Annotated in this window: 10 protein-coding genes and 1 tRNA gene; 5 read left to right on the forward strand and 6 right to left on the reverse strand. The window is 38.1% G+C overall.

Annotated features, from left to right (window positions below):
• Positions 1-166: 166 nt before the first annotated feature.
• From Q8907_07655 to Q8907_07675, 5 genes are all read right to left on the reverse strand, one after another.
• On the reverse strand, positions 167-1,654 hold the full coding sequence (locus Q8907_07655; GenBank protein MDP4274138.1) for a gliding motility-associated C-terminal domain-containing protein: 1,488 nt from the start codon (positions 1,652-1,654) through the stop codon (positions 167-169).
• A gap of 302 nt (positions 1,655-1,956) precedes the next feature.
• The gene (locus Q8907_07660) at positions 1,957-4,092 is read right to left on the reverse strand and encodes a cation:proton antiporter (protein ID MDP4274139.1); all 2,136 of its coding nucleotides are present in this window, start codon (positions 4,090-4,092) and stop codon (positions 1,957-1,959) included.
• A gap of 123 nt (positions 4,093-4,215) precedes the next feature.
• Positions 4,216-4,965, reverse strand: a complete 750-nt coding sequence (gene gpmA / locus Q8907_07665) for a 2,3-diphosphoglycerate-dependent phosphoglycerate mutase (GenBank protein ID MDP4274140.1) — start codon at positions 4,963-4,965, stop codon at positions 4,216-4,218.
• A 33-nt stretch (positions 4,966-4,998) separates the two neighbouring features.
• A tRNA-Val gene (locus tag Q8907_07670) sits at positions 4,999-5,073 on the reverse strand.
• 73 nt (positions 5,074-5,146) lie between these two features.
• Positions 5,147-5,479, reverse strand: a complete 333-nt coding sequence (locus Q8907_07675) for a translation initiation factor (GenBank protein ID MDP4274141.1) — start codon at positions 5,477-5,479, stop codon at positions 5,147-5,149.
• A 396-nt stretch (positions 5,480-5,875) separates the two neighbouring features.
• Here Q8907_07675 and Q8907_07680 point away from each other — a divergent pair, with 396 nt between their 5' ends.
• The 4 genes from Q8907_07680 to Q8907_07695 are packed head-to-tail and all read left to right on the forward strand — an operon-like array spanning position 5,876 to position 8,470.
• A complete protein-coding gene (locus Q8907_07680) occupies positions 5,876-6,244 on the forward strand; it encodes a DUF177 domain-containing protein (GenBank protein ID MDP4274142.1) in 369 nt (122 codons plus the stop codon).
• Positions 6,245-6,257: 13 nt separating this feature from the next.
• Positions 6,258-6,443 (forward strand): 50S ribosomal protein L32, encoded by a 186-nt coding sequence (gene rpmF / locus Q8907_07685; protein ID MDP4274143.1) that lies wholly within the window; start codon positions 6,258-6,260, stop codon positions 6,441-6,443.
• Positions 6,444-6,466: 23 nt separating this feature from the next.
• Positions 6,467-7,414 (forward strand): phosphate acyltransferase PlsX, encoded by a 948-nt coding sequence (gene plsX, locus Q8907_07690; protein ID MDP4274144.1) that lies wholly within the window; start codon positions 6,467-6,469, stop codon positions 7,412-7,414.
• 54 nt (positions 7,415-7,468) lie between these two features.
• Positions 7,469-8,470, forward strand: a complete 1,002-nt coding sequence (locus tag Q8907_07695) for a beta-ketoacyl-ACP synthase III (protein MDP4274145.1) — start codon at positions 7,469-7,471, stop codon at positions 8,468-8,470.
• A 57-nt stretch (positions 8,471-8,527) separates the two neighbouring features.
• On the opposite strand, the gene Q8907_07700 is transcribed toward Q8907_07695, so the two are convergent.
• Entirely contained in the window at positions 8,528-9,205 is a 678-nt protein-coding gene (locus tag Q8907_07700; GenBank protein ID MDP4274146.1) for a DNA alkylation repair protein, read from the reverse strand.
• A gap of 482 nt (positions 9,206-9,687) precedes the next feature.
• Between Q8907_07700 and Q8907_07705 the strand changes: the two genes are divergently transcribed.
• Positions 9,688-10,623 (forward strand): TolC family protein (locus Q8907_07705; protein MDP4274147.1); only part of this gene is annotated, 936 nt, incomplete at its 3' end.

Raw genomic sequence — 10,623 nt, forward strand, 5'->3', positions numbered from 1 at the left:
CATGTTATTATATTCCGAGTCTGCAATTTTCAGACGGATAGATTGGGCACAGACAGTAAAATTTATTAATAAAATCAACAGACTGCTAAATGGTGCTTTCATCCTATATTGATTTAAAACTGTTTTACCTTCACAATATTCATAGAGTTTTTATGAAATTTTAAAGCTAGCGGTGAATGGTGATCGTTTTGACACTCGATTTTTTCCCCTTGTTGAGTCCTACAATCACAAAATAATTTCCATCCGGCAGTTTTTTCCCTGCCGCAGCTCCCTGGTTGCCTCTTCCATCCCAGTCGTTTCTGTAGTTATCGTTTTCGTAAACTATATTTCCAAATCGATTATAAACTTTTAGAGAGATTTTATTATTATCCCTTCCGGTGATCACAAGAAAATCATTAATTCCGTCATTATTAGGGGAGAAACCTTCAGGAATAAAAATTTCCTGGGCAAAAGAGAAGGGAGTCGGGTCATTTTCACCTGCTTCATTGGCATTCCCGTTACCATTTGGATCAGGATTGACTCCATTTTCTGAAAGGTCTGATACAATCGTTCCGGTAGAATCTATCCCGCTGGCATAGGCAGAATTAAATACCACTGTTGATGAATTATCTTTTGACTGTGCTGTTAAAGGAATTGTGATATAGACTGAAGCCCCGGCCGGTAAACGGCAATCAGGAGCCAGAAGGGTTGTATCATTGATTCCATCATACTGCGAATTCGTTCTTATATCTCCTGAGGAAGAAATATTCCCGTTCAGTTGAAAAGTAAAGTTATTTTTAAAAACTTTTGACAAATTATCATTCACCTGAAAATAATAAAGATCTTCATTTCCCAGGTTTTTTACGGTAATTGTATATTTAATGTCGTATCTGTTGTTATGTATGTTAATAACATCCACAGATTTGGCCACTCCAATGGCCGGGTGGGGAACAAACATTTCCCTGACCGTAATTACTATGGTATCATAAGCACAAAGTACAGGCATCCCTATATCACAAAAGTGAATTACAAAAGAATCCTTACCTGTGAAATTCAATTTGGGTGTATAAATGAGTTTACCCAATAACTTTTCTATTTTAACTTTCCCGTTTAAAGGCTTATTCGCAAGGGTCATAGAGAATTTATCTATGTTTTTATCAGGATCGAAATTTTGCCTGAGGGGAAACATTTCAAGGGGCTTGTTTTGAGCCGTTGAATCATAAATCCTTAATGAAAATGGATTTTGATTGACATGATGAACCGTGATAAAAATAGTATCATTCGTAAAAGCTGCAGGAGTAACATTCTCAGATATTCTGGCTATGATGGTATCGTAACCATAATAAAATTTTTCGGGGATATAAGTGATTATCCCGCTTGAAGATTCAAGATAATTTTTACCATGATTTGCATGTTTTATTATTCTGACAATCAATGAATTTCCATTTGTTTTTTTTGCAGCGTATATTGTGGGAACAATGTCTACAGGGGTATTTTCGTCAGTGAAAATTGTATCGTTTGAGGATTCCCTTAAATTTACTGCTTTATTACCTGAAGTTATTGAATCAACGGATAATACCGGATCCCGATATGTTAATATTGGCTGATATATTGGATTGCTTGAATGATGTATGGGGGACAAGGTGAACAGTCCTGTGTTATGGATTGCTATCATAGTTTGTGAAATACCTGTGAAAACCATGAGAAAGAAAATGCGATTTAGTCTGATTTTTAGCATAGTTTTGAACATAAAAGGCAAAAAACAAGACATGACATTTGTTAATAAAAATTATCCAAATGTTTCAGAAACGCGATCTGTCATATTATTTAATGGCTTAGTTTAAAAGGGGAAATGACTATAACAGAGCCTAATAAAATTACTAATCTTTTTTAATAAAGTAAAATATTTCAAGTCCTTTTTTCAATGCTGAAGATCTATTCTGATTAAAAAATGAGTATAAAAAATACTCATTTCGATTATTTGAGTATAAGGACCGATGAGGGAGAGTGATAAGTATTTTCTATTTCCTTCCAGTAGTTGTAGCTGAGAAGTATTAGGTCGTGGGCCTTGTTTTTCCGGAATTGCGGGGAATTGCCATTTTGTAGTTCAACCCATTGATAATAGTTTCCGGTTGATTGAAAATCTGTTACTTCTTCAGAAAGAAATATTTTTACCTGGCAAGTGGAATTTTCTGCTATTCTTTTGGCGTAATTGGCCAGAAACAAATCAGGGTTCTGGTCTATATACACAAAAATATTTTTTAAGTCAGTGAGTCCATTGTCAATAAGAATTCCAACATGACATTTATCCTGAACCAGGAGGTTATGAACAATCCCTCCTGTTTTTTTGGAAGTGAAAGGTGATTTTGCGGCTCCCATCAATAATAAATCCACATTTCTTTTCTGGCAGTAATTCTGGATTTTTTGGGGAATATTGTTGGAGACTTTATATTTTGTTCTCAGATTGATTCCTAATTCTTCTGCGGTATCTTTTACAGGTTGAAATAAAGTTTCATCAAATTGAAAAATATTTTGAATAGACATTTCCGAAAAGGGATAAACATGAAAAGCCGTAATTTCGGTATTGAAAGCTTCTTTTCCTGTCAGGATATCTGCAAGTTTTAATAATTTGTTGCCCATTCCCGGGTCGGCAAAAGAGAATAAAACTTTATATTTTGGAATTTCAGCAGCCAATATGGGTTCTTTTCTTTTAAACAGAAAATTGATCAGGTTGATGGAAGGGCCTGTCATTAATGTGGTGAAGATGGCCATAATCACCATCATCACGAATATCTGGGAGGTGAGAATTCCCATGTCGTAACCAATGTTTATTACGATAAGTTCCATCAGTCCCCTGGTATTCATCAGGGAGCCCAGCAACAGGGAATTTTTCCAGGATATTCCCACGAACCTGGCTGAAAAGGTTGTGCCCAGGAATTTCCCCACAATTGCCGTGAGGATGACTACAAGGCAGAACCACAAACTTTCCTGGTCGAGTATGCCTACCTTTGTACGCAATCCCGTATAGACGAAAAACAGCGGCAATAGTAAAATAAGGCTGATATCTTCGATTTTTTCCGCCAGCAGTTTTTTAAAATCCCTGTCCCTTGGAATGATAACCCCGGCAATAAAAGCTCCAAAAAGCGCATGAATGCCAATAATTTCGGTCAGGTAGGAAGACATGATTAATAAGAGAAAGACAAAAGCCACCACCGGCTGGGTTAAGTTTTCTTTGGAAACATAGATTTCGCTTAGTTTTTTCAGAAAGGGATGAAGTACATAAAACATGAAGAAGATATAAATTGCAGAGAAGATAAGGGTAAATAAGGCATTACTGATAGAACCCGCTTTGACAATCGCAATGATAAAAGCCAGCAGGCACCATCCTGTGATATCGCCGATAGCTGCAACAGTTATAGACATTGCACCCAAAGGCGAACGGGTTAGCCCTTTTTCATGAATAATGCGTGCCAAAACAGGGAAGGCTGTGATACTCATCGAAATTCCAAGGAAAATGGAAAAACCGGCAAAAGTACTTTTGCCGGATGCATATAGAGGAAACAGGAAATAGGATAGAATTACCCCTGAGATAAAAGGAATGATAATTCCCGAGTAACTGATCATGATGGCAGAATTGGCCTTCTTTTTGAAAACACTGCTATCCAGTTCCATTCCAATGATAAACATGAAAAACATCAGACCGATCTGGCTTAAAACATGCAAATTATTTAATGAACCCGGGGGAAAAAGAAAGACCGAAAAGTTCGGCAAATAATATCCCAAAACAGAAGGCCCCAGGAAAATTCCGGCCAGTATTTCTCCAATTACGGTAGGTTGTCCCATTTTTTGGAAAAGGGTACCAAACAAACGGGCAATGATAATGATGGCAATAATCTGTAGCAGAAGGATACTTAAGGGATGGGTAATGTTTTCTGAAAAACCTTTGATGAAAATATTCAGGGTAGATGACCGGGCTGTGGACGGAACAAATTGACTTTCCTGATTGACTGGTCGATTTAAAGGTTTAAGCTTTGAACCTTTTTCAATCAGAAAGATCAGCAAAAAACAAAATATCGAAAATGTGAGAATATAAAAGATAAAGTTTTTCTTCATTTCTTACATGTTATTTAAAACTAATATGTAAGTGCCAGGAATCTCATCATTAATCGTCCGGATAAAGTTAAAAAAAAAGCATCAAGGTATTCCCTGATGCTTTTATATAATTGAAAATAATTCTTATTTTTTTGCCTGACCTTGTTTAGCAACGGCTTCCATAGCTTTTTTTACCAATTCAGGATCGCCAATGTAGTAACTTTTAAGAGGTTTCAGATCATCATCCAGTTCATATACCAAAGGCAAACCGGTAGGAATATTCAATTCCACGATTTTGTCGTCAGGAATATTATCGAGATATTTAACCAAAGCACGAAGGCTGTTGCCGTGAGCGGCAATGATTACTTTTTTGCCTTTTTTAATTTCTGGAACAATTGTTTCCTTCCAATAAGGGACAAATCTGGCAACGGTATCTTTCAAACATTCAGTAAGAGGGAGGTCTGTTTCAGGGACATCCTCATAAGCAGGGGAATTGCCGGGATAACGGGGATCTGATTTTTCTAAGGAAGGAGGGGCGATATCATAACTTCTTCTCCAGATTTTAACCTGGTCTTCCCCATGTTTGGCAGCGGTTTCAGATTTGTTTAAGCCCTGCAATGCGCCATAATGGCGTTCGTTCAGACGCCAGGATTTAATAACCGGAATCCAAAGCAGGTCCATTTGTTCCTGAACCAGCCAAAGTGTGCGGATGGCACGTTTAAGAACGGAAGTAAAAGCCATATTGAAGGTGAAGCCAGCATCCTTAAGCGCTTTTCCAGCTTTTTTGGCTTCCTCTACTCCTTTTTCGGAAAGATCGACATCGGTCCAACCCGTGAAACGGTTCTCTTTGTTCCATTCACTCTCACCGTGTCTGATAAGTACAACCTTATACATAACGAAAATAAATTAAATTAAAATTATCAAAAGTGGGTTGTACTGGATTCGAACCAGTGACCCCTACCCTGTCAAGGTAATGCTCTAAACCAGCTGAGCTAACAACCCCTAAATTTTTGCACAAACCTAAAGGAATTTTATAAATTTCACAAGAGGTACTAAAAGTTTTAATCAAAAAGTATCATCCTCCTGCTTTTTTCGCCTTATATCCAGCATTGATTAAAATCTGCAGGATCTTATCCCTTAAATCGCCCTGAATTAAAATTTCTCCATCTTTCACTGTTCCCCCAACGCCACATTTTGTTTTCAGCATCTTTCCCAACGATTCCAAGTCTTCACTTTTACCAGTAAATCCATTGATCAAGGTGACGGCTTTACCTTTACGGTTTTTTTTATCCAGCCATATCCTCAGATCCTGACTGGCGGGTAAAAGGGTTTCTGTTTCTTCATGCTTCACTTCCAGGTGAGTTTCTTTGTTGGTGGAATAAACAAATTGTAAGTCTTTTTTTGCCATAATCAGACTGATTTTGTACAACAAAGTTATTAAAAATGCTTAAAAAACAGAACGATAAATGAATTTTAATGCAATATTTCTTTTGTCCCGGCCATGATCTTTATCAGGAAAAAATATTTATAATTGATTTTATCTTACTCATTTACAAAAATCAATGCCTGAGAAAAATTCTTTTTTTATTCTAATATTAATTTATACTTTTGCACCACTAATTTTTAGTGAAAATTGGATGTTGAACATAGTCAACGGTTTCTAATTCCCATTTATGATGTTTTAGATGGGGAGCATGAGTTTACTTTTCAAGTAAGTAAACCGTTCTTTGAACAATTTAAAGATTCGGAAATAAGGGATGGAGATTTAACCCTCAAAATTATTCTGAATAAACAGGGGCAAAATATGGGTCTTGATGTTAGGATACAAGGTACTGTCAATGTTTGTTGCGACAGGTGTCTCGAATATTTTGATTTATCTGTTGAATATGAAAGTGGGAGTGTAGAGATTAAAAGTGAGGTATCCGGGGTTGAGGAGGATGATGACGAAGTGATTTATATTCCGGAAAAAGAGAAGGAAATAGATCTCACTCAATATGTTTTTGAATCGATATGTTTACAGGTGCCTTACAGGCATGTTCATCCGGACGATGAACATGGGCAAAGTACCTGTGACCCCAGAATGCTCGAAAAGATCAAGCAATATTCGGTAAATGAAGAGAAGATTGATTCGCGTTGGGAAGAATTGAAGAAATATTTAGAAAACAACAATTAAAAGTTAAATTAAGATGGCAAATCCTAGAAACAGACATTCTAAACAAAGAACTCGCAAACGCAGAACACATTATAAAGCAATAGCTCCAACTGTTTCCACTTGTTCAAACTGTGGGGCAAGCGTACAATACCACAGAGTATGTCCTGCATGTGGATATTACAGAGGCAAATTGGCAATTGAGAAGACAGTAACGGCATAGTGTGAAGCGGGGGTTGATTGCTGATGAGATTAGGAGTTGATATACTAGGGGGGGATTTCGCCCCTGAAGCAACTGTTTTAGGCTCAATACTTGCATTTAAGGAATTATCGTCTGATGTTCGTTTGGTGTTGATTGGGAATGAGCCGGAAATAAAGAAAATATGTGAGAGGGAAAAATTTGATCCCTCGAATTTTGATTATGTACATACCACCAATTCTATTGGTATGGGAGAACATCCGGCAAAGACTTATCAACAAAAACCGGATTCCAGTATTGCGTTGGGTTTTGGTATGCTTAAGCACGGCCAGATTGACGGCTTAGCAAGTGCGGGCAATACCGGAGCAATGATGGTGGGGGCAGTGTATACTGTCAAAGCAATTCCTGGTGTCATCCGGCCTGTTATATTAACTACTATCCCGCAAGTAACAGGGACTCCTCTTGTTTTGCTTGATGTCGGAATAAATCCTGATGCCAGACCTGATGTATTATGTCAATATGGACTATTAGGTTCCATATATTCAGAAAGTGTTTATCACGTTGAAAATCCAAAAGTTGCGCTTTTGAACATAGGAAGCGAAGATCAAAAGGGAAACCTGGTGTCAAAGGAAACCTTTCAGTTGATGAAAGAAGCCAAAGAGTTCAATTTTATCGGCAATTTGGAAGGCAACGATTTGTTCAGCGGGAAAGCCAATGTATTGGTTTGCGATGGATTTGTAGGCAATATCGTATTGAAAGAGGCTGAAGCTTTTTATACCCTGCTCAAGAAGCGGAAAATTGAAGATGATTTTTTCAATCAGTTCAATTTCGAAGTTTATGGGGGTACGCCTGTTTTGGGGGTAAATGCACCGGTAATTATAGGACATGGCAGGTCAAACGAAAGGGCGATAAAAAATATGATCCTGCAAACCCGGCAGGTCATTGAAGCCAGGATTTGCGAAAAGATTAAAGATGCATTCAACAATGTGGAATAACCTTTAAAATTAATAGTTCATTAAAAGTATAAGACTTTACTTAAAACTTTTCGAATGAAAATTAAAGCAGCAATTACAGGTATAGAAGGTTATGTGCCTGATTATAAACTTACCAATGAAGAACTCAGCACCATGGTTGATACTTCTGATGAGTGGATCATGCAAAGAGTAGGAATCAAAGAAAGAAGAATTCTTAGAGGTGAAGGGGAAGGAAAAGCCACTTCGGATTTGGGAGCTGAAGCTGTTAAAAGATTGTTGAAGAAAACCAATACTTCGCCTGATGAAGTAGATTTTTTGCTTTGTGCTACGGCAACTGCTGATATGCATTTCCCCGCAACCGCAAATATTATAAGTGACAAAGTTGGTATAAAAAATGCTTTTAGTTTTGACCTGAATGCTGCCTGTTCAGGTTTTCTTTATGGCTTGGTTACAGCTGCCAAATATGTGGAGTCAGGTTCCTGCAAAAAGGTAATTGTGGTCGGGGCCGATAAGATGTCTTCGATTACCGATTACACCAACCGCACTACTTGTATTCTTTTTGGAGATGGTGCCGGCGCGGTGATGCTCGAGCCAACAACCGACGAATTGGGCGTAATGGATTATATTTTTCATGTAGATGGTTCCGGACGTACGCATCTCTGCCTGAAAGCAGGCGGTAGCCTTAGACCTTCTTCTTATGACACTATTGATGCCCATGAACATTATATTTACCAGGAAGGACAGCAGGTTTTCAAACATGCTGTTTCCAATATGGCCGATGTTTCTGCAGAGATGATGGAAAAACATCATCTTACTGCTGATGATATTGCATGGCTCGTTCCCCATCAGGCAAATCTCAGGATTATTGATGCCACGGCAAGGAGAATGGGACTGAGCAAGGAGAAAGTAATGGTCAATATCCAGAAATACGGGAATACTACAGCTGCTACTATTCCACTTTGCCTGTGGGAGTGGGAAAAACAACTTAAGAAAGGTGACAACCTTATTCTTGCTGCTTTTGGCGGAGGGTACACTTGGGGTTCCATCTGGCTGAAATGGGCCTATGATTCTAAATAACTTGTTTTTTAGTAACCCGATTATATTTCAAAGCCTGAAGCGATTCGGGCTTTTATTTTAATATTTTATTCTTTTCCTGATCTGATCGTTTTCTAATTCCCTCATTGCATCAGCAGCAATCCATTTTGCGGTTTTATTATCCTGGCTGTATATTTCTTTAGCTGCTTCAAGGGCTTTTTCATTGAGCGCCCAATTTCGTTTGCCTATCTGCCGCAATGCCCAGTTTACGGCTTTTTTTACAAAATTTCTGGAGTCCGTAGAATAGGTTTTGATCAGGTACAGGAATTCTTCAAACTTTTGATTCTCCGCCTTTTTATCGCTGACTGCCAACCGGGCCATCATTACAAAACCTGCCCTTCTGACAAATTCTTCTTCCCTTGCTGCCCAGACCTGAGCTTTTTGGTAAGCCAGGGCAGTATCTTCAAAGAGGTTGCCGCAGCATTGGTCGCAGATATCCCAAGAGTAAAAGTCTTTCACCCATTTTTCCATCATCTGGCTGTCTGTCTGCTTTGGATCGGCAACCAGGGTTGCCAGCAGTTTCGCTTCGTGATAGGGTTGTTCCCATAATTGAAGAGCCAGGGTGTGATCCTTTCCAATCTCCCTGGCCATTTTTCTTAAGACCGGGATGTTTACCCCAAAAGCAGTTTCTGATTTTATCCCAAACCGGGCCATGCCTTCACGGTTTGCTTCATTGGCCAGGCTTTTAAATGTTTCCAGGATATCGTTTAAGTCCATTTGTTTTTGTTTAGGTTTAATGTCTGATACTACCGGAATATTAAAGAAAATCTAAAGATAAAAAGAACTGCCCTTTTTCAAAACATTTGGCTTTCCTCCGCCTTTTTCGTTTTTAAGTTTTTCAAGTTTAGTTAATTGCATTACATAGTATTCATAAAACAAAAATAGTATAAATTTGAACTTACTCCTTTTCCCTGATTTTTCAATTCCATTTTCCGGTAAAATAAGGGGAGTCCCGGCTTAGATTTCTGAAAATATTATTCTGACTGATGTTTTCACTATTCAAAAAAAACTCTAAAAAGTTAATTGACAAATAAGTAACTTAATAAACATTGCTTAAATTTGTATATGGGCACTTTATTGATAGAGCAGCCTGGAGTAAATAAATTCAATTTATCATTAAAACAGGAGCCAACCGTCCATAATATCCAGAAAACGATTTTAACTCAGCTTACATTTTGTTTTATTAATTTTTCCGGAATATGAGCCAGTTATGTTTTCTTCCCAAAAAGGCAAAGAGAAGCAGGTATCTTCTTTTATTCTGTTGCAGCAGGTTGTTATTGCAGGAAAAGAAAAGTCAAAAATATTTCGGGATATTATTTTTATTGAACTTGTCCTTATGTTCCTTCGCTCAGGAAGACAGTATCCTGCATTTTTCGTTGGCTCAGGCTCAGAGCTATGCCAGTCAAAACTGTTATGCAATTCGGAACGGACTAACCGATATAGCTACTGCAAAAAAGAAGGTATGGGAAACAACGGCCATAGGTTTGCCCCAGGTTTCCGGAAATGTTACTTACCAAAATCTTTTCAATCCCATTGACGTTGATTTCTCCGGGTTTTTTAATAACGGGGGTTCTTCCTCCTCTTCAAAAATGGGTGTAATTGAAATGATGCCCAAATCAAATACGACTTTTAAACTGACTGCCTCCCAGCTTCTTTTCAGCGGTGAATATATTGTTGGGTTGAAGGCTGCCAGGACCTACCTGGATATGAGCGAGCAAAGCCTTAAAAAATCGGAACTGGATACCAGGGAAATTGTAACCAATACGTATTACCAGATTGTGATGATGCAGCGAATTTCTGAAATCCTCCGGGCAAATGCAGGTTTGATGGATAAAACCCTGAATGATTATAAGGAAATGCTGAAAGTAGGAATGGCCGAAGAAACCAGCATTGATCAGCTCAGGATCAATAAGACGGATTTGGACAATCGCCTGAGCCAAACCATAAGGGGTATAGAAATACTTGAAAAATTGCTGAAGTTCCAGATGGGCGTTGATATCAATCACCAAATAGCATTAAGTGATTCGGTGGAAACATTTATAAAACAGGCTATGTTTCCATTGATGTCAACAGAAAGATTTAAGGTGCAGGAATATATAGATTCTAAAATTCTGCAAACCAATGAAAAAGCATCG

It is taken from the genome of Bacteroidota bacterium (assembly GCA_030706565.1).
GTDB lineage: Bacteria > Bacteroidota > Bacteroidia > Bacteroidales > JAUZOH01 > JAUZOH01.

Excerpts from the sequence above, each read along its gene's own strand:
- Q8907_07655 (MDP4274138.1), bottom strand. The coding sequence starts at position 1,654 with ATGATAGCAATCCATAACACAGGACTGTTCACCTTGTCCCCCATACAT.
- Q8907_07660 (MDP4274139.1), bottom strand. The coding sequence starts at position 4,092 with ATGAAGAAAAACTTTATCTTTTATATTCTCACATTTTCGATATTTTGT.
- gpmA (MDP4274140.1), bottom strand. The coding sequence starts at position 4,965 with ATGTATAAGGTTGTACTTATCAGACACGGTGAGAGTGAATGGAACAAA.
- Q8907_07675 (MDP4274141.1), bottom strand. The coding sequence starts at position 5,479 with ATGGCAAAAAAAGACTTACAATTTGTTTATTCCACCAACAAAGAAACT.
- Q8907_07680 (MDP4274142.1), top strand. The coding sequence starts at position 5,876 with ATGGGTCTTGATGTTAGGATACAAGGTACTGTCAATGTTTGTTGCGAC.
- rpmF (MDP4274143.1), top strand. The coding sequence starts at position 6,258 with ATGGCAAATCCTAGAAACAGACATTCTAAACAAAGAACTCGCAAACGC.
- plsX (MDP4274144.1), top strand. The coding sequence starts at position 6,467 with ATGAGATTAGGAGTTGATATACTAGGGGGGGATTTCGCCCCTGAAGCA.
- Q8907_07695 (MDP4274145.1), top strand. The coding sequence starts at position 7,469 with ATGAAAATTAAAGCAGCAATTACAGGTATAGAAGGTTATGTGCCTGAT.
- Q8907_07700 (MDP4274146.1), bottom strand. The coding sequence starts at position 9,205 with ATGGACTTAAACGATATCCTGGAAACATTTAAAAGCCTGGCCAATGAA.